The 21,639-nt window shown below is 72.4% G+C and carries 22 protein-coding genes; 11 read left to right on the forward strand and 11 right to left on the reverse strand.

Going from position 1 to position 21,639, the window contains the following annotated elements; all coding sequences use genetic code 11:
• Positions 1 to 166 precede the first annotated feature (166 nt).
• The 5 genes from ACFY1P_RS12495 to ACFY1P_RS12515 all read left to right on the forward strand — a co-directional run bounded on the left by ACFY1P_RS12495 (position 167) and on the right by ACFY1P_RS12515 (position 3,850).
• Entirely contained in the window at positions 167 to 991 is an 825-nt protein-coding gene (locus tag ACFY1P_RS12495; protein WP_361524052.1) for a HipA family kinase, read from the forward strand.
• On the forward strand, positions 988 to 1,383 hold the full coding sequence (locus tag ACFY1P_RS12500) for a DUF3037 domain-containing protein (RefSeq protein WP_361524049.1): 396 nt from the start codon (positions 988 to 990) through the stop codon (positions 1,381 to 1,383). The genes ACFY1P_RS12495 and ACFY1P_RS12500 overlap by 4 nt, the downstream gene beginning before the upstream one ends.
• A 147-nt stretch (positions 1,384 to 1,530) precedes the next feature.
• Entirely contained in the window at positions 1,531 to 2,292 is a 762-nt protein-coding gene (fabG, locus tag ACFY1P_RS12505; RefSeq protein WP_361524046.1) for a 3-oxoacyl-ACP reductase FabG, read from the forward strand.
• A gap of 17 nt (positions 2,293 to 2,309) precedes the next feature.
• Positions 2,310 to 3,062 carry an SDR family oxidoreductase gene (locus ACFY1P_RS12510; protein WP_390750600.1) on the forward strand — a complete coding sequence of 251 codons (753 nt, stop codon included), beginning with the start codon at positions 2,310 to 2,312 and terminating at the stop codon, positions 3,060 to 3,062.
• A 101-nt stretch (positions 3,063 to 3,163) separates the two neighbouring features.
• Positions 3,164 to 3,850 carry a uracil-DNA glycosylase gene (locus ACFY1P_RS12515; protein ID WP_361524040.1) on the forward strand — a complete coding sequence of 229 codons (687 nt, stop codon included), beginning with the start codon at positions 3,164 to 3,166 and terminating at the stop codon, positions 3,848 to 3,850.
• 54 nt (positions 3,851 to 3,904) lie between these two features.
• Here the strand turns inward: ACFY1P_RS12515 and ACFY1P_RS12520 are convergent, their stop codons facing one another.
• From ACFY1P_RS12520 to ACFY1P_RS12530, 3 genes are all read right to left on the reverse strand, one after another.
• The gene (locus ACFY1P_RS12520) at positions 3,905 to 4,576 is read right to left on the reverse strand and encodes a hypothetical protein (RefSeq protein ID WP_390750601.1); all 672 of its coding nucleotides are present in this window, start codon (positions 4,574 to 4,576) and stop codon (positions 3,905 to 3,907) included.
• Between the two features lie 106 nt (positions 4,577 to 4,682).
• Positions 4,683 to 5,198 carry a DinB family protein gene (locus tag ACFY1P_RS12525; protein ID WP_390750602.1) on the reverse strand — a complete coding sequence of 172 codons (516 nt, stop codon included), beginning with the start codon at positions 5,196 to 5,198 and terminating at the stop codon, positions 4,683 to 4,685.
• A 41-nt stretch (positions 5,199 to 5,239) separates the two neighbouring features.
• On the reverse strand, positions 5,240 to 5,836 hold the full coding sequence (locus ACFY1P_RS12530; protein WP_361524032.1) for a TetR/AcrR family transcriptional regulator: 597 nt from the start codon (positions 5,834 to 5,836) through the stop codon (positions 5,240 to 5,242).
• Positions 5,837 to 5,910: 74 nt separating this feature from the next.
• Here ACFY1P_RS12530 and ACFY1P_RS12535 point away from each other — a divergent pair, with 74 nt between their 5' ends.
• The 3 genes from ACFY1P_RS12535 (at position 5,911) to ACFY1P_RS12545 (ending at position 8,240) form a co-directional block, all read left to right on the forward strand.
• Positions 5,911 to 7,122: an FAD-dependent monooxygenase gene (locus ACFY1P_RS12535; RefSeq protein ID WP_390750603.1), complete on the forward strand. Its 1,212-nt coding sequence runs from the start codon at positions 5,911 to 5,913 to the stop codon at positions 7,120 to 7,122.
• Positions 7,119 to 8,027, forward strand: coding sequence for a Gfo/Idh/MocA family protein (locus ACFY1P_RS12540; protein WP_390750604.1), 909 nt, complete (start codon positions 7,119 to 7,121; stop codon positions 8,025 to 8,027). The genes ACFY1P_RS12535 and ACFY1P_RS12540 overlap by 4 nt, the downstream gene beginning before the upstream one ends.
• 75 nt (positions 8,028 to 8,102) lie before the next feature.
• Positions 8,103 to 8,240 (forward strand): hypothetical protein, encoded by a 138-nt coding sequence (locus ACFY1P_RS12545; RefSeq protein ID WP_361534161.1) that lies wholly within the window; start codon positions 8,103 to 8,105, stop codon positions 8,238 to 8,240.
• Here ACFY1P_RS12545 and lnt read toward each other — a convergent pair.
• The gene (lnt, locus tag ACFY1P_RS12550) at positions 8,227 to 9,786 is read right to left on the reverse strand and encodes an apolipoprotein N-acyltransferase (protein ID WP_390750605.1); all 1,560 of its coding nucleotides are present in this window, start codon (positions 9,784 to 9,786) and stop codon (positions 8,227 to 8,229) included. The two genes, ACFY1P_RS12545 and lnt, sit on opposite strands and share 14 nt — an antisense overlap.
• 337 nt (positions 9,787 to 10,123) lie before the next feature.
• On the opposite strand from lnt, the gene ACFY1P_RS12555 reads away from it, so the two are divergent.
• Entirely contained in the window at positions 10,124 to 11,305 is a 1,182-nt protein-coding gene (locus ACFY1P_RS12555) for a hypothetical protein (protein WP_361534167.1), read from the forward strand.
• On the opposite strand, the gene ACFY1P_RS12560 is transcribed toward ACFY1P_RS12555, so the two are convergent.
• Genes ACFY1P_RS12560 through ACFY1P_RS12580 form a run of 5 tightly spaced genes read right to left on the reverse strand, consistent with a single transcriptional unit; the run spans position 11,197 to position 15,553 of the window.
• On the reverse strand, positions 11,197 to 12,630 hold the full coding sequence (locus ACFY1P_RS12560; protein WP_361534170.1) for a cytochrome P450: 1,434 nt from the start codon (positions 12,628 to 12,630) through the stop codon (positions 11,197 to 11,199). The genes ACFY1P_RS12555 and ACFY1P_RS12560 overlap by 109 nt on opposite strands.
• A complete protein-coding gene (locus ACFY1P_RS12565) occupies positions 12,627 to 13,265 on the reverse strand; it encodes an ATP/GTP-binding protein (RefSeq protein WP_390750606.1) in 639 nt (212 codons plus the stop codon). Before ACFY1P_RS12565 ends, ACFY1P_RS12560 begins: the two co-directional genes overlap by 4 nt.
• Complete coding sequence (locus ACFY1P_RS12570) at positions 13,246 to 13,611, reverse strand: DUF742 domain-containing protein (RefSeq protein ID WP_361534176.1); 366 nt, start codon at positions 13,609 to 13,611, stop codon at positions 13,246 to 13,248. The genes ACFY1P_RS12565 and ACFY1P_RS12570 overlap by 20 nt, the downstream gene beginning before the upstream one ends.
• The gene (locus ACFY1P_RS12575; protein ID WP_390750684.1) at positions 13,608 to 13,994 is read right to left on the reverse strand and encodes a roadblock/LC7 domain-containing protein; all 387 of its coding nucleotides are present in this window, start codon (positions 13,992 to 13,994) and stop codon (positions 13,608 to 13,610) included. Before ACFY1P_RS12575 ends, ACFY1P_RS12570 begins: the two co-directional genes overlap by 4 nt.
• Positions 13,995 to 14,044: 50 nt before the next feature.
• Complete coding sequence (locus ACFY1P_RS12580) at positions 14,045 to 15,553, reverse strand: ATP-binding protein (protein WP_390750607.1); 1,509 nt, start codon at positions 15,551 to 15,553, stop codon at positions 14,045 to 14,047.
• Between the two features lie 422 nt (positions 15,554 to 15,975).
• Between ACFY1P_RS12580 and ACFY1P_RS12585 the strand changes: the two genes are divergently transcribed.
• Positions 15,976 to 18,684, forward strand: coding sequence for an ATP-binding protein (locus tag ACFY1P_RS12585; protein ID WP_390750608.1), 2,709 nt, complete (start codon positions 15,976 to 15,978; stop codon positions 18,682 to 18,684).
• A gap of 29 nt (positions 18,685 to 18,713) precedes the next feature.
• On the opposite strand, the gene ACFY1P_RS12590 is transcribed toward ACFY1P_RS12585, so the two are convergent.
• A complete protein-coding gene (locus tag ACFY1P_RS12590; protein ID WP_361531474.1) occupies positions 18,714 to 19,715 on the reverse strand; it encodes a Ku protein in 1,002 nt (333 codons plus the stop codon).
• A gap of 41 nt (positions 19,716 to 19,756) precedes the next feature.
• On the opposite strand from ACFY1P_RS12590, the gene ligD (ACFY1P_RS12595) reads away from it, so the two are divergent.
• Positions 19,757 to 20,659, forward strand: a complete 903-nt coding sequence (gene ligD, locus ACFY1P_RS12595; protein WP_390750609.1) for a non-homologous end-joining DNA ligase — start codon at positions 19,757 to 19,759, stop codon at positions 20,657 to 20,659.
• Positions 20,660 to 20,662: 3 nt separating this feature from the next.
• On the opposite strand, the gene ligD (ACFY1P_RS12600) is transcribed toward ligD (ACFY1P_RS12595), so the two are convergent.
• Positions 20,663 to 21,616, reverse strand: a complete 954-nt coding sequence (gene ligD, locus ACFY1P_RS12600) for a non-homologous end-joining DNA ligase (protein ID WP_361531468.1) — start codon at positions 21,614 to 21,616, stop codon at positions 20,663 to 20,665.
• Positions 21,617 to 21,639 lie beyond the last annotated feature (23 nt).

Below are 21,639 nucleotides of genomic sequence, written 5' to 3' on the forward strand. Positions count from 1 at the left end.
AAGGGTCGCGCCGCCGTCGATGGACTGTTGGGGAGATGAGGAGATCAGGCTGCCGGCCGGAACTCCCCAGATTCTCCCCAGGGCTGATCGGCGGCCGACGTCTCACCCTGCATTGGTCGGCCTCCGCTGTCGAATGCAAGATTGAGAAGCGGGACGGCCTGGGAAAATGCTGCCAGAAGTCACCGCCACCCGCTATGTCACGCCCCTGCGTGAGGGTGGCTCTCTCCCCGGGATCGTCGAGGCCGACGATCTCGGTACGTACGTCATGAAGTTCACCGGCGCGGGACAGGGCCGCAAGACGCTGGTCGCCGAGGTGATCTGCGGACAGCTCGGCCGCGCGCTCGGGCTGCGCGTCCCCGACCTGGCGCGGATCCAGCTCGACCCGGTGATCGGGCGGGGCGAGCCGGACCAGGAGGTGCAGGGGCTGCTCAAGGCCAGCGGCGGGCTCAACCTCGCCATGGACTTCCTGCCCGGCGCCCTCGGCTTCGACCCGCTCGCCTTCGAGGTCGGCGCGGCCGAGGCCGGGCGCGTGGTGTGGTTCGACGCGCTCATCAACAATGTCGACCGTTCCTGGCGCAACCCCAATCTGCTGGTGTGGCACGGCGAGATGTGGCTCATCGACCACGGCGCCACCATGATCTGGCACCACAACTGGCCGAGCGCGCGGGCCGCGGCCGGCAAGGCGTACGACGCCTCCGACCACGTCCTCGCCTCCTTCGGCCCGGACCTCGCCGCCGCCACGGCCGCCCTCGCCCCGCGGGTCACCGAGGAGCTGCTGACGGCGGTCGCCGCCGACGTGCCCGACGAGTGGCTCCTGGACGAACCGGGCTTCGACGGCCCGGACGCCGTGCGCCGCGCCTACGTGGAGGTGCTGCTGGAACGCGCCGCTTCCATCGGCGACCGCATCACCCTCGGCGAACGCAGCAAGGACAAGCCCTCGCAGGCGCCGGAGTGGGTGCGTGTCAGGCTCGACGGAAGGGCCGTGAAATGACCGGGCGCCACAACGGACGTGACGTTTTCGAATACGCGCTGCTGCGTGTCGTCCCCCGCGTCGAGCGGGGTGAGCTGATCAATGCCGGCGTCGTCGTCTACTGCCAGGCGAAGTCCTTCGTCGCCGCCCGCGTCCACCTGGACGAGGCGCGGCTGCTGGCCCTGGACCCGACGGCCGACGTCGCGGGCGTACGCGCCGCGCTGGGCGCGGTCGAGGGCGTCTGCCTCGGCGGGGAGCGGGCCGGGCAGGCCGCCGGTGACGATCCGGGGCGGCGCTTCCGCTGGCTGATCGCCCCGCGCAGCACCGTCGTGCAGCCCGGTCCCGTGCACACGGGCCTCACCGCGGACCCGGAGTGCGAGCCGGAGCGCCTCCTCGACCTGCTGGTCAGGTGAGCGGCGAGGCGTTGACAGCGGGTGGCGGGGCTTCTAGCGTCTGATCCGCCGAAGGTACTAAGCGGTCGCTCACCCGCCGGTGCGGGAGGGCGGTCCGCCGGGGCCCCTCGGCACCGTCGACGTTTCCGAGGTGAGGAGAGCCCCCGCATGTCCACCACCGAGCAGCGCGTAGCCGTTGTCACGGGCGCGGCCCGTGGCATCGGCGCGGCGACCGCCGTCCGGCTGGCCGAGGAGGGCCGGGCGGTCGCCGTCCTCGACCTCGACGAGGCGGCCTGCGCGGACACCGTGGAGAAGATCACGGCGGCGGGCGGCAAGGCCCTCGCCGTCGGCTGCGACGTCTCCGACGCGGCCCAGGTCGAGGCCGCCGTCGCCCGCGTCGCCGCCGAGCTCGGTGCCCCGGTGATCCTCGTCAACAACGCCGGTGTCCTCCGGGACAACCTGCTGTTCAAGATGAGCGAGGACGACTGGGACACCGTCATGAACGTGCACCTGCGGGGCGCGTTCCTGATGTCGCGCGCCTGCCAGAAGCACATGGTCGACGCGGGCTTCGGCCGCATCGTCAACCTCTCCAGCAGCTCGGCGCTCGGCAACCGCGGGCAGGCCAACTACGCCGCCGCCAAGGCCGGCATGCAGGGCTTCACCAAGACGCTCGCCAAGGAGCTCGGCAAGTTCGGCGTCACCGCCAACTCCGTCGCCCCCGGCTTCATCGCCACCGACATGACCGCCGCCACCGCGGCCCGCGTCGGCATGGGCTTCGAGGACTTCAAGACCGCGGCGGCGAGCCAGATCCCCGTGCAGCGGGTCGGCGAGCCCGCGGACATCGCCAACGCCGTCGCCTTCTTCACCGGCGAGCAGGCCGGCTTCGTCTCCGGCCAGGTGCTGTACGTGGCCGGCGGACCGCTCAACTGACGGGGGAGGACGGACACATGACCGTGCAGGACAGCGGAAAGGTCGCGCTGGTCACCGGCGCCAGCCGCGGCATCGGCTACGGCATCGCCGAGGCGCTGGTCGCCCGCGGCGACCGCGTCGTCATCACCGGGCGCAACGAGGACGCCCTCAAGGCCGCCGTCGAGTCCCTCGGCGCCGACCGCGTGATCGGTGTGGCGGGCAAGGCGCACGACGAGGCCCACCAGGCCGCGGCCGTGGAGCGCGCGATGGAGACCTTCGGGCGCGTCGACCACCTCGTCAACAACGCCGGTACGAACCCGGTGTTCGGCCCGATCGCCGACCTCGACCTCGCGGTCGCCCGGAAGGTCTTCGAGACCAACGTCATCTCGGCGCTCGGCTTCGCCCAGCAGACCTGGAAGGCGTGGCAGAAGGAGAACGGCGGCGCGATCGTCAACATCGCCTCCGTCGCCGGGCTGGGTGCCTCGCCCTTCGTCGGCGCCTACGGCATCAGCAAGGCCGCGATGGTCAACCTCACGCTCCAGCTCGCGCACGAGATGGCGCCGGGCGTGCGGGTCAACGCCATCGCCCCCGCGGTGGTGAAGACCAAGTTCGCCGCCGCCCTCTACGAGGGGCGCGAGGCGGAGGCCGTCGCCTCCTACCCGCTCGGGCGGCTGGGGGTGCCGGAGGACATCGGGGGCGCGGCCGCGTTCCTGCTCTCCGACGCCGCCGGCTGGATCACCGGGCAGACGCTCGTCATGGACGGCGGGATCCTCCTCAACGCGGGCTTCTGACCGGCCCCCGGCCCTTCGTCGCGGGGCCGGGCGTCAGGCGTTGTCAGTGGTCGCCGGTAGGTTCTCCGATGAGAGTGGAACGAACCCCGGAGGTTGTTGGCGTGACCGTCACCGACATGCTGCCCGAGTCCTGGCGCGGAGTCCTCGGCGAAGAGCTGGAGAAGCCGTATTTCAAGGAGCTCACCGACTTCGTCGAGGAGGAGCGGGCGAAGGCACCGGTCTATCCGCCGCGCGGCGAGGTCTTCGCCGCGCTGGAGGCCACGCCGTACGACCGGGTGAAGGTCCTCATCCTCGGCCAGGACCCCTACCACGGCGCCGGACAGGGGCACGGCCTGTGCTTCTCCGTGCGGCCCGGCGTGAAGACCCCGCCCTCCCTGCGGAACATCTACAAGGAGATGCGCGAGGAGCTCGGTCACGAGGTGCCGGACAACGGCTTCCTGATGCCGTGGGCGCAGCAGGGCGTGCTGCTGCTCAACGCCGTCCTCACGGTCCGCGGCGGCGAGCCCAACTCCCACAAGGGCAAGGGCTGGGAGAAGTTCACCGACGCGGTCATCCGCGCGGTGGCCTCCCGGCCCGACCCGGCCGTCTTCGTGCTGTGGGGCAACTACGCCCAGAAGAAGCTCCCCCTGATCGACGAGGCGCGCCACACCGTCGTCAAGGGCGCCCACCCCTCGCCGCTGTCGGCGAAGAAGTTCTTCGGCAGCCGCCCCTTCACCCAGATCAACGAGGCGGTGGCGGCCCAGGGCCACGAGCCGATCTCCTGGCAGATCCCCGACCTCGCCGTCTGACCCGGCGCGCGCTCGACGGGTGCGGCCCTCTCACGCCGCCTCCGTCGAAGGGAGTCAGTGCCCGTACACCTGGCCGCAGATGCGGGAGGCGTCGCTGCCCTGCTCCCAGTGGCCGTAGGTGCGGCCGAGCGAGCAGACGCCCCCGCCGGACCTCCGGGGCGGTGCCTGCCGGGGCTCGGCGGCGCGGCCGGACGTGGGCGGTGCCTGCGGGGGGTTGCGGGGGAGGGGGGAGTCCTCGCCGGCGGGAGCGGGCCGGCTCGGCGGCTCCGGCGGGCGGCCTGACGTCTCGCCCCGGCCTGAATCGCGGGAAGGGGACGAGGAGTTCCCCGGCGGGCTCTTCGCGGACTCCGAGGGGCGGGAGCCGTGCGAGGTGTGCGAACGGTCCACCGGCTCCCTTGGGCCGGCCGGGTCCGCCGGAGCGGGGTCGGCGGGGTCCCTGGGGGGCCTGGGATCCCTGGGGTCTTCGGGGCTCCAGCCATCCGTGGGTGTCCCTGGTGGCGCGTGCGAGGTCGGGTCCCGCGAGGGATCGCCCGGCGGGCCGCCCGAGGCGTCCGGCCCGATGTCGACCAGGGCCTCGCGGGCGCGGCCCGGGCCGACCGGCCCGGCGGGACGGGAGAGGGAGTGCTGCCGGCCGTGGCCGGTGGGCTGAGGGGAGACGGACACGCACCCGGTGGCGGCCACGAGGGCCGCTGCCACCAGGACGGTCGCCGCGGGCAGACGATGCATTCGGTCAACTCTGCTGCCCGCTCGGGTGCGTTGGGAATTCCCCGCATGGGTGACGTGCGGGCTGCGCCGGCCCTCGGCCGGCTGTCCCGGCTCGGCCCCCGGGCCCTCAGTCCCCGGTCGCCCCGTCGATGCGTTCGCGGATGAGGTCCGCGTGGCCGTTGTGGCGGGCGTACTCCTCGATCATGTGCGTGTAGATCCAGCGCAGGTCGAACTCCGCGTCGTGGCGGCTGTGCACGCCCCGGTCGTCGAGGGAGCGGCCGCGTGCCGCCTCGCGAGCCGCGGCGATCTCCGCCTGCCAGGTGGCGTACGCCTCTTCCCAGGTGTCCTGCTCGGTGACGTGGATGTCGCCGTCGGGGTCCGCGTCGCTGTAGAAGATCGGCCCGGCCGACTCCTCGCCGCCGAGCACGCGCCGGAACCAGCCGCGTTCGACCTCGGCCATGTGCCGTACGAGCCCCATGAGCGTCAGCGGCGAGGGCGGCGCCGAGGGCTCGCGCAGCTGCCGGTCGTCCAGCCCGGCGCACTTGAGGGCCAGGGTCGCGCGGTGGTAGTCGAGCCAGCTCTCCAGGCTGGTGCGTTCGTCGGAGACGGTGGGCGGTTCGCGGCGTTCGCTCGTGGTGGTCATGGTGGGCATCCTCACCCCCGGACGCGTGGCGCCGCCACGGATTATCGCTCCAGCATGCCGCGCAGCAGTTCACCGGCACCGGCGCGGAGTTGTCCGAGGTCCGGTGCGGTGGTGTGGAAGGACCCGGCGACGCAGGAGAACATCATCCCCTCGCACCACGCCACGAGGGACAGCGCGTGCCGTTCCGGATCGGGGGATCCGTTCGCGGCCATCAGGCGGGTGAGGGGATCGCGGAAGACGCGGCCCGCCGAGTCGTAGATCCGCCGCAGCTCGGGCCGCCGGGCCGCCTCCAGGGCCAGCTCGTAGCGGGCGATCAGCAGGGCCCGTTGCCCGGTCAGCGAGCGGTGCAGCGCGAGCGCGACGGCCTCGGCGAGCGCTTCGCGCCCGGCGTCCGGGCCCGGCAGTCCGGGCACGCCCAGCACCTCGCTCTCGCGCAGGGCGAGCCGCCGCACCGCGGCCTCCAGCAGAGCGAGCCGGGTGCGGGCCTGGTTGGAGGTCGAGCCGAGCGGCAGCCCGGCCGCCTCGTCCACGGCGCGGTGGGTCAGCCCGCGCATGCCACGCTCGGCGAGCAGGGCGAGAGCGGTGTCGGCGATCAGCTGGGCGCGCGCGGGACCGGTGGCGGTCTTCTCGACTGACATGCGCCCCAACCTATCGCCATCACTACAACAGTAGTAATCTGACGGGAACTACACCCGTAGTAATGGAGGGAATCATGCGCGAACTCCGTGCGGTCGTCATCGGCGGCGGTATCGGCGGGCTCACCGCCGCTGCCGCCCTGCACCACCGCGGCTGGACCGTCACCGTCCTCGAATGCGCCGCCTCGCTCGAACCCGTCGGCGCGGGCATCGCCCTGGCCGCCAACGCCCTGCGCGCCCTCGACACCTTCGGCGCGGGCGACGCCGTCCGGGCCCTGGCCGGCTGGCAGGCCGAGGGCGGGCTGCGCGTGCCGAGCGGCCGCTGGCTCTCCCGTACGGACAGCGAGGCGGCGGCCGAGCGCTTCGGCGGCCCGGTCGTCGTCGCCCACCGCGCCGAACTCGTCGCGCTCCTCGCCGCGAGACTTCCCGAAGGGGCCGTACGCACCGGCGCCCCCGCCACGCTCGCCGATCCCGGCGGCCCGGGGCGCCCCGCGAGGGTGGCCGCCGCCGAAGGCGAGCTGGAGGCCGCCCTCGTCGTCGGCGCCGACGGCATACGCTCCGCCGTCCGCGGCACCCTCTTCCCGCACCACCCGGCCCCGCGCTTCACCGGCCTCACCACCTGGCGCATGGTCGTCCCGCCGCCCGCCCGGCCCTTCCCCGCCCACGAGACCTGGGGCCGCGGCCTGCTCTGGGGCACCGTCCCGCTGCACGACGGGCGCGTCTACGCCTACGCGCAGGCCAAGGCGCCCGCCGGAAGCCGCGCGCCCGAGGGTGAACTCGCCGAACTGCGCCGCCTCTTCGGCGGCTGGCACCACCCCGTCCCCGGCATCCTCGCCGCCGCCGACCCCGCGGCCGTGCTGCGCAACGACGTCCACACCTCCGCGGCGCCGCTGCCCGCCTACCACCGCGGCCGGGTCGCGCTGCTCGGCGACGCGGCCCACCCCATGACCCCGCACCTCGGCCAGGGCGGCTGCCAGGCCGTCGAGGACGCCGTGGTCCTGGCCCACCTCCTCGGTGAGGCCGACGGCGACGCCTCCCGCGCGCTGCCCGCCTACACACGCCAGCGCCTTCCCCGGACCACGGACGTCGTCCGCCGCTCCGCCCGCGTCGGCCGGCTCACCGCCCTCTCGTCCGCGCCCGCCTGCGCCCTGCGCGACGCGGCCGTCGCCGTGGTGAACCGCGTCGGCCCCCGCCTGGCCCTGCGGAGCCTCGACGGAGTGGCCGACTGGCGGCCACCCGTACAGCCGTATGCTGCTCAAACGGAATCGCGATCCCAGGAGGCTCTGTGAAGGTCGGCTGTATCGGACTCGGAGACATCGCGGAGAAGGCCTACCTTCCCGTCCTCGCCTTCCGGCCGGAGCTGGAGCTCCACCTCCACACCCGCACCGAGGCCACCCTCCACCGCGTCGGTGACTCCTGCCGCGTCCCTGAGGAGCGGCGTCACACCACGCTCGACGGGCTCCTCGCGGCCGGCCTCGACGCCGCCTTCGTGCACGCCCCGACCGCCGCGCACCCCGAGATCGTCACCCGCCTCCTCGAAGCGGGCGTCCCGGTCTACGTGGACAAGCCGCTCGCCTACGACCTCGCCACCAGCGAGAAGCTCGTGCGCCTCGCCCAGGAGCGCGGGGTGGGCCTGATGGTCGGCTTCAACCGCCGCCACGCGCCCGCCTACGCCCAGTGCGCGGACCACCCGCGCGAGCTCGTCCTCATGCAGAAGAACCGCGTCGGCCTGCCCGAGGACCCCCGCACGCTCGTCCTCGACGACTTCATCCACGTCGTCGACACCCTGCGCTTCCTCGTGCCCGGCACGGTCGACCACGTCGACGTGCGGGCCAGGATCCGCGGCGGCCTCATGGAGCACGTCGTGCTCCAGCTCTCGGGCGACGGCTTCACCGCCATCGGCACCATGAACCGGCTGAGCGGCTCCACCGAGGAGATCCTGGAGGTCTCCGGCCAGGACACCAAGCGGCAGGTCGTCAACCTCGCCGAGGTGATCGACCACAAGGGCCAGCCGACCGTCCGCCGCCGCGGCGACTGGGTGCCGGTCGCGCGGCAGCGCGGCATCGAGCAGAGCGTGCTCGCGTTCCTGGACGCGGTGCGGGCGGGCAAACCGCTCGACGCGACCGACGCCCTGCGCACGCACGAACTGTGCGAGCGGATCGTCCTGACCGCGTTGGAGCAGGCCACTTCCTGAGCGTCGGGGGACAGGCCATATCCGAATGGTGCCGCCCAGGAGAAAGACTGTTCTTGGACGGGCGAACTGCGGGCGGTGGACCTCGACTGGACCTTCGGCGCCGGCGCCCCGGTGTCCGGCACGGCTCAGGATCTGCTCCTGCTCCTCTTCGGCCGCAAGCTCCCGCCGGGCCGCCTCCAGGAGGGCGCCCCGGCCCGCTTCACGGCCGCGTAGACCGGGCCGGCCGCCGGCGGCCGGCCACCAGCCCACAGACGTACAGCACCACACACGCCGCCGCGCCGATCGGGGTCCAGTCGCCCGTGCGCGCGTACGGGCTCGTGCCCCGCGCCAGCGGGAGGTCGTAGATCTCCGACGCACTGCGGTCCGTGCCCAGGCGGTGGCCCACCGTCCGGCCGCGGGCGTCGGTCGCCGTGCTGACGCCCGTCAGCGTCGCGTGGACCATCGGGCGCCAGCTCTCGGCGGCGCGGAAGGACGCCAGGGAGGCGTGCTGCTCCGGGGCCCAGCTGTGCTGGAAGGTGGAGGTCGAGGACTGGGCGACGAGCACGTCGGCACCGTCGTCCGCCAGCTTCCGGCTCATGTCCGGGAACGCCGTCTCGAAGCACACCAATGGCCCGATGCGCAGGCCGCCCTGACGGGTGGCCACCTTCATCACCACCTGACGCGTGCCGCGCTTGCGGTCCTCGCCCGCCGCCTTGCCCACGGACGTGGCCCAGCCGAGGAGCGAGCGCGCCGGTACGTACTCCCCGAACGGCACCAGCCGCATCTTGTCGTAGCGGTCGCCCGTGGGCCCGTCCGGCCCGACCAGCACGGAGCTCTTGAAGATGCCGGGCCGGTCCGAGCGCCGCGCGTCGACGTTCACCAGCAGATCGGCGCCGACCGCACGGGACAGCGCGGCCAGCCGGTCCCGCAGGTCGGCGTCGCGGCCCAGGTCCTCGCCGACGCTGCTCTCGCCCCACACCACCAGGTCCACGTGTTTCCCCGCCAGTTGGCGGGTGAGCTCCTCCTGGCGGTCGAAGCGCCGCCGCGGGCTCCGGTCGCCGGAGACGACCCCCGGCTGGACGACGGCGATCCGCACGCTGCCCGCGCTCCGCGGCTCAGGGGCCCACAGCCATACGGCGGTTACGCAGAGCACACACGCCAGCGCCCCCGCGAGGCCGGTCACCGGCCCGCTCGTACGTACGCCAAGCGGCCGAATCATCAACGCGACAGCGGTGTTCAGCGCCACCAGGAGGAAACTAACCAGCCAGATCCCACCCACCGAAGCGACCTTCAAAGCGGGTGCCACCTGCCACTGGCTGGCCCCGAACACCCCCCATGGACCGCCCAAATACTCCCAGGAACGGGCAAGTTCGACCATCAACCAGCCGGACGGCACCAGCACGAGAGCGGCCGCGGCCCGGCCTGTCCCAGGTGAACCGCGCAGCAACCGGTGTACGAGCAGGCCCCAGGGGGCCCACAAGAGCCCCAGCAGCGCAGCCAGCACCAGAATGAAGATATGGAGGCTCGGTAGCAGCCAGTGATGAACCGCCAGCAGGAAGCCCGCGCCGCCGAGCCAGCCCTCGAACGCCGCCCGGCGGCCGTCCGCGGCCGAGCGGAGCAGCAGCAGCCACGGCACAAGGGCCACATAGGCAAGCCACCACCACGCCGGCACCGGGAACGTCAGCGCCGGCAGGGCGCCCACCAGGACCGTAGCGGCGGCCCGCGGCCAGGGGCGGGTGAGAAGAGCGGTGCGCCGCTCGGTCGACGGTGTGCTCGCCATCCCGTGCCTCCCATGTGCTCCACGGCCTTCCGGCTCCGGAGATCGTCGATCGCTCGTCCGTCCCACGCGTGAGCGAGTTCCGGCCATCCCGGGGATCTTCGAACAGTGCACACCGCCCGGGAAAAAACCCCGACAACGGCGCGCAATATTCAACCGTTCCTACCCACCCGGAAAATGCCTTTGGCTTGATTCGATCAAAAACGGTCCAATGCGAACCTTGCGTCCCACGCTGGAAAGGTGTGACCGGGTATGTGCAGTTGGTTATCCGTGGTCCACCATGGGCAGGGAACCGCGCAAAAGTGGACAGGAACGCTGTGGGTCGGCATGGGGAGGCGGCGTGACAGGTGTGCGAGACCGCATCGCAGTACAGCCCTTGGAGAGCATGCCCTTCTACTGCCCGATACCGCCCGCCGTGCACCCCCGCGTCCGGGAGATCGACGCCGCCTCGGTGGACTGGATGCTCGAGCGGGAGCTCGACACCTCGCCCCATCAACGGCAGCGTCTCGTCCGGTGCGACTTCGGCGGCCTCACCGCCAGGACCATGCCCTACGGCCAGGCCGGCCCGCTGGGCGTGGTCGCGAAGCTGCACTCGGTGCTCTTCTCCCTCGACGACGGGGTCTGCGACGAGGCGGGCGCGACGGCTCACGGTCTGGCCCATGTGACCTCGCGCCTCATGCGGGTCCTGGAGGCGCCCACGCCGCAGTGGCCGGACGACACCCCCCACGCGGCGGCACTTCGCGCCATCCGCACGGAGCTGGCCGGGCACGCGACGCCCCGCCAACTACGGCGCTGGACCGAAGGCATGCGCACCTATCTGTCCGGTCTGGTGTGGGAGGCGGCCTGCCGTCGGGACCGGGCGCTGCCGTCCCTCAACGACTACGCCGCGATGTGGATGCGCGCCATCGGCATGGCCCCGTCCACGGCCCTCATGGACGTCGCCGGCGGCTACGACCTCCACGACCACGATCTCGACCGGCCCGAGGTCCGGGCCCTCACCGAGATGACCTGGACCCTCGTGGCCTGGGACAACGACTTCTACTCACGGAACAAGGAGATCCAGCGGGCCGGTGACAACCTCAACCTGATCGACGTCCTCGCCCAGGAGCGGGACCGCGAGCCGGCCCGCGTCCAGGAAGAGGCCATGGCGATGCGGGACCGTGTCATGATCCTCTTCCTGCGCTTACGCGATCAGCTCTGGCCACGGGCCGGAGTCGAGCTGCGCTGCTACCTGGTGGCCCTGGGGCACTTCGTCCGGGGCCACCTCGACTGGGCCTCGGAGTGCGCCCGCTACGCCGACCCCTACGGCGCGGCCGTCACTCAGTGGTGGAAGTCCGCACCCTCGGACGACAGCCTGGCACCGCTGCCCATCCCCTCCATCGCCTGGTGGTGGGACCAGCTGGAGACCGGCCCCTACCCGCGCCGCAGCCAGCTGCGCAGCGACCGCCACCACGACCACGAGCCCCGTGACGCCGGGGCCTGGGCCGGGGGAGCGGGCGTGGCCACCGGCTGCACCGGCTGAGCGACCCGGTCCGGCTCCACCGGACCGGGTTCCTGGGTGTCCTCCGGCGGGGCCGGCGCGCGGGGCGTGAACTTGACGGGCAGTTCCATCAGATGACGGGACATCAGCGCCGAGGAGTACCGCAGCTCGGACTCCTCCACCGCGAGCGTGAGGTCGGGCAGCCGCAGGAGCAGGGCGTCGATGCCCGTGTCCGCGATCGCCCGGCCCACGTCCTGGCCCGGACACTCGTGCTGGCCCCCGCTGAAGGCCAGGTGCGAGCGGTTGCCGTGGATGGGGGTGTCGGGATCGGGGCGGACCACCGTGTCCATGTTGGCGGCGGCCAGCCCCAGCACCAGGGCGTCACCCTGCTTGATGGGCTGCCCGGCCAGCTCGGTGTCCTGCGTCGCCCAGCGGCCGAGGATGGTGATGAACGGCGGCTCGTCCCACAGCACCTGCTCCACCGCGTCCGGCAGTGTCATGTGGCCGCCCGCGAGCGAGGCCCGGAAGCGGACGTCGGTGAGCACCATCTTCAGCGTGTTGGCGATGAGGTTCGCCGTCGTCTCGTACGCCGCGATCAGCACCAGCCGCAGGTGCTGCATCACCTCGTCGTCCGTCAGCCCCGCCGGGTGTTCCAGCAGCCAGCTGGTGAAGTCGGCCCCCGGCTCCACGTGCTTGCGGGCCACGAGCTTGCGGAGCGTCTCCAGCACGAACTCGTTGCTGGCGACCGCCGTCTCGGTCCCCTTGATCATGTCCCGGGCGGCATTGACCAGTTGCGGGCTGTACGCCTCCGGCATGCCCAGCAGCTGCGTCATCGCCATCATCGGCAGCTGCTCGGCGAACTGGTGCACCAGGTCCGTGCGGCCCGACCGGCAGAACCGGTCCACCAGCTCGTTGGAGAAGCGGGTGACGTACCGCCGGATCCCGCGCTTGTCGAAGCGCGCGATGCTGTCGTTGACCGCGCCGCGCCAGCGCTCGTGCTGCTGGCCGTCGGCGAAGACACAGATCGGCTGCCAGGTGGCGATCGGCGCCAGCGGGTGCTCGGGCGTCAGCCGTCCCTCCTGTGCCTCCCGCCAGAGCCGGGAATCACGGGAGAACCGCGAGGGGGTGCGGGCGACGTCCAGGTTCTCGCGGTAGCCGAGGACCAGCCAGGCGGGGAGGTCGCCGTGCAGCAGGACGGGTGCCACCTGGCCGTGCTCCTTGCGGAGCCGCTCGTACAGCCCCATGGGGTTGTTCTCGGCCTCAGGCCCGTAGAGCCGCGTGACGCCGCCCGGGCCGTGGGCCGCCGGGCACTGGGGGGGAGGCGCGACGGCAGCGTCGGCGCGGGAGTGTTCTGGGGGGAGGTTCACTGGGGCTCCGGGGAGACGGTCGTGAGGGTGTAGAGATAGCGCATGAGGGTGAGCAGGGTGTCGCGGCAGGAGGCCCGGTCCCGGGCGTCGCACTCGACCATGGGGACGGACTCGTCGAGGTCCATCGCGGCCCGCAGCTGGGCCATGGGATAGGTGGGTGCCTCGGGGAAGCGGTTGACGCCGACGACGAACGGCACGCCGCGCTCCTCCAGCCGGCCGATCACGTCATAACTGACCTCCAGTCGCCGGGTGTCGAGCAGCACCACCGCGCCGAGCGCGCCCTCGAAGAGGCCGTTCCACAGGAACCAGAAGCGCTCCTGGCCGGGGGTGCCGAAGAGATACAGCACCAGCTGCTCGTTGATGCTGATCCGGCCGAAGTCCATGGCCACGGTGGTCTCGGTCTTGTGCTCGATGCCGGCGAGGTCGTCGACGCCGACCCCGGCCTGGGTCATCGTCTCCTCGGTGGTCAGCGGCCGGATCTCGCTGACCGCCCCCACCAGGGTCGTCTTGCCGACCCCGAACCCGCCGACGATGACGACCTTGACGGCCGCGGTGGCCGAGGCCGGCAGGACGTCCTCGCTGCGTGGCCCCGCGTGGGTGTCGGAGCCGCGGGCGTCAGAGCCTTTGCAGTCCATTCATCACCGCCTCCAGAAGTTGGACGTCGGGCAGCGCGGCCGCCGGCACCGGCGGCCGGGCCTCCACCTGGCTGCCGGTCAGCAGCTCCGTGAGCAGCAGCGTCAGCGTGCTGACGGGCAGCTCCAGATAGGCCGATATCTCGGCGACCGACAGGGGGTAGTCGCACATCCTGACAATGGCGGCGTGCTCGGGCTGGAGCCCGGGGTCGGTCTCCGTCCGGGACACGATCAGCGTCACCAGATCGAGCTCCGCCTTCTTCTCCGCGCGGGTCTGACCGCCAGTGAGGATGTACAGCCGGTCCGGACTGCCTGGCGCCGTCGCGGGGTCGGGTCCGGCGCCGCTCATGTCATGGATCCGCTCACCCGCGGCGGGCTGGTGAGGTGCGAGCCGATGCGGGCCACCAGGTCCCGCATCCGCATGCCCATCAGTTCGGCGTCGACGTCGTCGTCGGCCAGCACCGCCAGGAAGGCGCCGGCCCCGGCGGCCATCAGATAGAAGAACCCGCCGTCGACCTCGATGACGACGAGGCGCATCTGCCCGTCCCCGTGCGGGAATTCCGCGGCGATGGCCGTCGAGAGGCTCTGCAGACCGGCACAGGCGGCGGCGAGGCGGTCCGCGGCATCCGGATCCGTGCCGTGCTGAGCCATGCGCAGGCCGTCCGAGGACAGCACGATCACGTGGCGGGTCTGCGGAACACTGGTTGCCAGGTCCTTGAGCATCCAGTCCATGTTGAACCGCGGCTGCGTCACTTGGCTACTCTTCCTTGTCTGACGGGGTGTCACTGTTCGGCCGGCCGGCCGGCGTCCGGCTCCGGGGTCTCCCCGTTGAGTCCTCTGGTGAAGGCGCCCAGCCACATGCCGGGCTGCTTGGGGGGTTCCTCCGGATCGGCGTGCCGGACCGGCCGCGCGGTCTCGGCCCGCTCCCGCTCCCGTTCCCGCTGGGCGGCCGCCGCCCGGCCGAAGGGGAGCGGCGCGGGGCCGCGGCGCCGACGGCGCTGGGGCAGCCCGCTGTCGCCGAGCGGCGGGGGCACGAGGTGCTCCATCATCGGCGGCGGCGCCTCGGGTCCGGGCGCGGGGATCTTCTGGCCGGGCCGCCGCTTGGACTTGAAGGGAGGAAGCTTGGGGGCGCGCGCGATGTCGCCTCCGGGGTGCTTGCTCGCGGTGATCAGGTCCATGGGGATGACCAGCACCGCGCGCACCCCGCCATAGGCGGAGGGCCGCAGCGACACCAGGAAGTTGTAGTCGCGGGCGAGCCTGCTGACCACCGCCAGGCCCAGCCGCGGCGCCTCGCCGAGGTCGTCCAGGTCCAGGGCGCCCTCGCGGTTGAGCACCCGGTCGGTCCGGCGCCGGGCCTCGTCGGTCAGGCCGACGCCGGCGTCCTCGATCTCCACCGCGATGCCGGACTGGATGTCGACGGCGGTGAGGTGCACCCGGGTCTGCGGGGGTGAGTAGCGGGTAGCGTTGTCCAGCAGCTCGGCCAGCGCGTGGATCACGGGCTCGACGGCGGCCCCGACCACGGCGACGTCCGCCACCGAGTGCAGGTCGACCCGCCGGTACTCCAGGATCCGCGACATGGCGCCGCGCAGCACGTTGTAGAGGGGGATCTCGTTCTTCCACTGGCGGCCGGGGCGGGAGCCGCCCAGCACCGCGATGCTGTCCGCGAGCCTGCCGGTCAGGGCGTTGCCGTGGTCCAGGTGGAGCAGATCGCCGAAGACATCCGGGTCGTTGCCGTGCTTGTGCTCCATCTCCCTGATGTCATAGGCCTGTTGGTGGACGATGGCCTGCACCCGGCGGGCGATGTTGACGAAGGCGCGCTGCGCGGAGTCACGCAGCCCCTCCTCCGCCTGCACCGCTTCGATCACGGACTTCAGCACCGAGCGGTGCGCGGACGCGTACCCCGGCTCCAGGTCGTGGAAGGGGAGGGTGTGGCGCAGGACGACCTCCGTCGGCTCCCCCCGCTGGAGCAGGTGGATCGCCTTGGGCAGCAGCTCCTTGGCCAACCGCCGGGTCTCCGCCTCGTGTTCGTCGAGCTGGTGGCGGAGCCCCGCCTCCTGCTCGGAGCACCGGCGGCGCAGCGCGGCGATCACCCGTCCCCGCCGGGCGGCCTCCGAGGCGGCCAGCGCCACCGCCACCGTGGCGACGGATCCGCACCAGGCCACCGGCGCGCGGGCTTCCGGCGTCACGGCGAAAACCGCCGCTCCCGTGCATACCGCCAGCACCAATGGGGAGATCAGCCATATCAGAGCGGAGACGGGACGCCGTTGAACAGACGAACCGGTACCAACCATCGAGATCCTCGGAACTTTCGGAAGGCGTGGGTGCCGGAGCGCAGCGTTCTCCTATGACCTGTGGGAAGGCCTGTGGGAACGGCGGCAGCACAGCACTTGTCCGCAGCGTGCCGTGGTCGTCACGACCCGTTGCGCGTCTGGAGCGTAGCCTGTCGCACGCCGCTCCGGCGTGAAGTTGTCATATTCGCTGATTGGACTGACGAGGGAATTCGAAAGCCTTCATAATGCCCCGCGGGGTAAATTCCGAAAGCGCTTCCGAATTACCTGCATAAAGGTTCGACGAGTTTCGGACATCGCGTTCAGGCCGGTTCCGGCTCCGGCCTGAAGGTCACGCTCCCGAGTGGTGCCTCTGCCGAACGCTGCCCCTGGTCGAGCGGACGGGGTTAGGCTCGCCCCACCACATCCTCCGGGGAGACAACGCCATGTCAGGGCCTCAGCGTGAACAGAACGCATCCGCCGCCCTGTTCGAGCGTGAGCTCGAGCTCAAGACCGCGGTGCAGGCCGTGCACCGCTTGTGCGGGCACGTCGAAGAAGGGAGGACCCGGCTCGGTGGCCTGCTGCTCTACAGCGGCGAAGCGGGCCTCGGCAAAACGGCCTTGCTGACCGAGATCCGGCGGTACGCCACGGAGAGCTGCGGATGCACCGTGCTCTTCGCCCGCGGCAGCGAGTCCGCGCAGGCCGTCCCGTTCAACGTCGTGCGGCAGCTGGTCCAGCCGCTGCTCGCCGGGATGTCGTCGGCGGCGCGCAAGGAGCTGCTCAGCGGCTGGTACGACATCGCGGGCCCGGCGCTCGGCATCGCCCCGCCGATCGGACCGCAGGACCCCCAGGGCGTCCGCGACGGACTCGACTGGCTCATCACCCAACTCGCCAGCATCCACGGGCCGGTGGTGCTCGTCATCGACGACGCCCACTGGGCCGACGCCGAGTCGCTGTCCTGGCTCACCGCCTTCGCCGCGCGGCTGTCCGAGATCCCGATGCTCGCGGTCCTCGCCTACCGCCCGGCCGAACTGCCCGAGCACACACCGGCGTTCCGCGAACTGGTGCATGGTCGCACCTCCCGGCCGGTCGAGCTGCGGGCCCTGACGCCCGACGCCGTCGCCCGGCTGGTGCACGGTTCCTACGGGGACAAGGCCGACGCTCCGTTCTGCCGCGAGATCTGGGCGGTCACCGGCGGCAATCCCTACGAGGCCGTCGAGCTGATCGCCAAGTCCCGCGACCGCGAACTGAAACCGATCGAGGAATCCGCCTCCCTCCTGCGCGACCTCGGCGCGGAGACCCGGGGCAGCGGTCTGGTGTCCTCCGTCGAGCAGCTCGGCGCCCCGGTGCTGCGGTTCGCGTTCGCCGCCGCCGTCCTCGGCACCGAGATCTCGCCGACCATGGCCGCGAACCTCGCGGCCATGGGCCCCGCGCAGGCCGACGACTGCGCGGACAAGCTGCGCAAGGCCCGTATCCTCAACGGCTCCGACCGCCTGGAGTTCGTCCACCCGCTGATCGCCACCGCCTTCTACCGGGCGATCCCGGCGGCCACCCGCACGGCCATGCACGGTCAGGCCGCCTGGGCGGTCACCGACGCCGGGCACGGCGCGGCCGCTGCCTCCCGCCACCTGCTGGAGGTCCACCCGGACGACGACGCCGAGCTGGTCGCACAGCTGCGGGTGGCGGCCCGCGAACACCTCGCCGTCGGCGCCCCCGACGCGGCCCGCCGCTGTCTGGAGCGCGCGCTGAACGAGCCGCCGCCCGAGGAGGAGCGGGCCTCGCTGCTCTACGAACTGGGCTGCGCCACCCTGCTGACGTCGCCGCCCACCACCGTCAACCACCTCCGGACGGCGCTCGCCCTGCCGCACCTCACCGACGAGCTGCGGGTCGACGCCACCTTCCGGCTCTCCCAGGCGTACGCCCACAACAACCAGCTCCAGGAAGCGGCGGACGTGGTCGCCGTCCAGGCCGAGCACACCCCGCCGGGGCCCGGCAGGATGCGGCTCCAGGCGGCGCACTTTCTGTGGCAGGGCATCCAGGTCGAGGAGAGGGACTCCCACAGCCGGGCCCGCCGGATCGCCGAGCTCGCCGACCACCTGCCCGGCCGGGACAACTCCGAGCGCGCGCTGCTCGTGCTCCGTGCCTTCGACGGCATGATCCGCGGTGAGGACGCCGTCCACGTCGTCGAACTCCTCGACCGCGTCATGGTGGACGGACGGCTGCCCAAGGGCCTGGACTGGACGAACGGCCAGTGGGGCTTCGAGCTCCCCAGCATGATCGGCATCGCCTATGCCTTCGCCGACCGGCTCGACCAGGCGGAGGAGCTCTTCAGCGAGGCCGTGCACGACTTCGAGCTCTCCGGCTGGCGCGGCGCCCACCTCGCGTTCGCCCACCACTTCCTCGGCCTGGCCCACCGGCGCCGCGGTGAGCTGATCGAGGCCGAGAAGCTGATCCGCAACGGCCTCAGGCTGGCCAGCCGTCTCGGCCCCAACCTGCCCATCCAGTGGGACGGCACCTGTCTGCTGATCGACACCCTGCTGGCCCGGGGCCAGGTCGAGGCCGCACAGGTCGTCGCCGAGGAGAACGGATTCCGCGCACCCTACTCACCGGCGATCGTCATCCCGGACGCCGCCTGCCTGGCGGGCCGGCTCCTGCTCGCCCGGGGGCGGACCAAGGAGGCCATCGCCGAGCTGGAGGCCGCGGGCCGCAGGCTGGAGGACCGCGGCAGGCACAACACCCTCTGGGCGCCGTGGGCCTTCGACCTGGCCGAGGCGATCGCGCCCGAGGACCCCCGGCGCGCCCGGTCGCTCGTCGACCAAGCGGTGCGGCACGCCGCCCGGTTCGGCACCGACACCGCCGTCGGCGAGGCGCTGCGCCGCGCGGCAGCGCTGTGCGAGCCGGCCGAGGCGCTGGTGAAGCTCGACCAGGCGGTGACCCACCTGCGCAGGTCGCCCTGCATGTACGAGTTCGCGGCGGCGCTGGTCGACCACGGCGTGGCGCTGAGCAAGGCGGGCCGCGCGGAGGAGGCCGCCGAGCGCTTCCGCGAGGGCCTGAACCTGGCCGAGAAGTGCGGCGCCGACGGCCTGGTCGAGACGGTCCGCGCCGAGACCGAACTGGCCGTCGCCACCGGGGAGGTCGAGTCGCGCTGCCGATGACCACGGGGTGAGCCCGGCGGGGGAGCGGGTCAGGAGGCGCGGCGGCTCGACTTCTTCGCCGCGGCCTTCTTCGTTCCCTTGCCGGTGGAGCTCGCCGAGGCGGTGCTCTTGGCGGTGCTCTTCGCCGTGGTCTTCCTGGCCCGGGAAGAAGCCGCCGAGGGTGCCGCCTTCTTGGCGGACGCCCCCTTCTCCGCGCCCGGCTTCTTCGCCGGGGCCCGAGTCGTCTTCCGGGCGGGCCCGGCCTTCCCGGACTCCTCCGCGGGCTTCTTCGCGGCCGTGTCGATGGACGCCTGCAGAGCCGCCATCAGGTCGATGACATTGTCCGGTGCCGGAGCCGTTTCCTTCCTGGAGGGCGCGGGCTTGTCGGAGAGGTGGGCCGAGATGAGCTCGCCCAGCGCGACCTCGTACTCGTCCTCCAGCTCGTCCAGGTCGAAGTCCTCGGACAGCGTGTCCATCAGACTCGTGGCCATCTTCAGCTCCTGCGGCCGCACGGTCACCGAGCCGGGCGGGGCCAGGCCCGCGTTGTCGCGGATCTCGTCGGGCCAGTACATCGTGTGGAGGGTCAGCAGCTCGCCGTGGACCCGCAGCAGCGCCAGCGACTCCCGGGTGCGCAGCGCGATCTTGGTCACGGCGACCCGGTCGGTCTGCTTGAGGGTCTCGCGCAGCAGGACGTACGGCTTGTTCGCCGCGGCGCTCTCCGGCGCCAGGTAGTAGGAGCTCGCCAGCTGGAGCGGGTCGATCCGGCCGGAGTCGACGAACGCCAGCACGTCGATGAGCTTCTTGCTGGGCAGCGGCAACCCCGCCAGCTCCTCCTGGGTGACGACGGCGGTGTGCCCCTCGTCGTCCTCGAAGCCCTTGGCGATGTGCTCGTAGTCGACCTGCTCGCCGCAGGCGTCGCAGACCCGCTTCAGGTGGATCCGCCCGCCGTCGGCGTCGTGGACCTGGTGCAGCTTGACGCCGTGCTCCTGGACGGCGGCGTAGAGCCGTACGGGCACCGAGACCAGCCCGAAGCCGATTGCACCCTTCCACATGGTTCGCATAGTTTTTTCCCTCCGAGGGGAATTCCTACCTTATGCCCGCATCTTCGGAGAGGCAGGCGGTGGAGATCGAGGGGCACCGGCTCTCCCTCACCCACCTCGACCGCGTCCTCTTCCCCGCCACGGGACACACCAAGGCCCAGGTGCTGCACTACTACGCCAAGGTCGCCGCGGTGATGGTGCCCCACACCGCCGGCCGCCCGGCCTCCTTCGTGCGCGCCCCCGAGGGGCCGCAGGGCCAGTCCTGGATCGCCAAGAACCCGCCCGGCGGCGCGCCCGGCTGGGTGCCCCTGGTCCCGGTGGAACACCGCGAGGGAGTCACCGAGCAGGTCGTCGTCGACTCCACCGCTGCCCTGATCGCCATGGCCAACCTCGGGGCGTACGAGTTCCACGTCCCCCAGTGGACGGCCGCCGCCGGGCCCGGCGCGCACGACCGCCTCGTCCTCGACCTCGATCCCGGGCCGGGCACCGACCTCGTCGTGTGCTGCCGCGTCGCCCAGCGGCTGCGCCAGTTCCTCGACGACGACGGGCTCACCGCCCACGCCGTCGTCTCCGGCTCCAAGGGCCTGCACCTCTACGCCCCGCTGCACCCCACGCCCGGACGCACCGTCTCGGCCTATGCCAAGGAGCTGGCCGCCCGCATGATGGGCGAGCACCCCGGTCTCGTGGTGGTCTCCATGGCCCGCGTGGAGCGCCGAGGCAAGGTGCTCATCGACTGGTCGCAGAACGCGAGCGCCAAGACCACCGCCGCGCCCTACACCGTCCGGCTGCGCGACCGGCCCGGTGTGGCCGCCCCGGTCACCTGGGACGAGGTCGCGGCCTGCCGCGATCCGGGTGAACTCGCCTTCACCCCCGAGCAGGTCCTCGACCGCGTCGCCGACTACGGGGACCTGCTGGCCCCGCTCACCGGCGACGCCACGCGCGCCGCGCTGCCGTGACGTTCACCCCAGCCGGGTCAGGTCCGGGCGCAGCCGGTGCCAGACGGGGTGCCGCAGGTGGCCCGCGGGGGTCCAGCCGGAGAACGTGATCTCGGCGACGAGCTTGGGCTCGACCCAGTGCGCGGCCGGCACGCCCACCGGGCCCGCGAAGGGCGGGTCGGGGCGCGCGAGCACCTCCAGATAGCGGGCGAGCTCCCGCCGCTCCCGCTCGGACAGGCCGGAGCCCACGGAGCCGACGCAGCGCAGGCCGGCCGGCTCGGCCAGCCCGACCAGGACGGCGCCGGGCATGCCGGTGAGCATGCCGCGGCCCTCCGTCCAGCCGCCGATGATCACGTCGACGGTGTTCACGTGCTTGGTCTTGCGCCATTCGGGTGAGCGGATGCCCGGGGTGTAGGGGGAGGCCAGCCGTTTGGCGACGACGCCCTCGTAGCCCGCCTTCAGCGTGGCCTGCCACGCTCTTCGCCCGTGCCCCTCCATGTGGGCGGGCACCGAGCAGTGCGGCCCGCCCAGGCCCAGCGCCGCGAGGGCGGCCCGGCGGTCGCGATAGGGGGTGGCCAGCAGCGGCCGGCCGTTGAGGAACATGACGTCGAACAGCATCAGATGGACGGGGTACTCCATGGCCAGCTGTGCCGCGCGGCGCGGGTTCAGCACGCCCATCCGGCGCTGCAACAGCCCGAAGTCCGGCTGCCCCTGGGCGCCCAGGACCACCACCTCGCCGTCGAGGACCGCGGCCCGGCGCCGGAACCGCTCGCCGAGCGCGCGCAGCTCGGGATAGGTGACGGTCGCGTCGTTGCCCGCCCGCGTGACCAGCCGCAGGCTCCCGTCGCCGGGCGCCTCGACGACACACCGCACGCCGTCCCACTTGACCTCGAAGCCCCACTCGGCGTCCTCGCCCTCGGCCGGCAGCGGGGCGGAGGTGGCGAGCATCGGCTGGATCGTGGGGATGGGGGCGCCCATGTCTTCGATGATCGTGGTCAACG

The organism is Streptomyces sp. NPDC001407 (genome assembly GCF_042895325.1).
Taxonomy (GTDB): domain Bacteria; phylum Actinomycetota; class Actinomycetes; order Streptomycetales; family Streptomycetaceae; genus Streptomyces.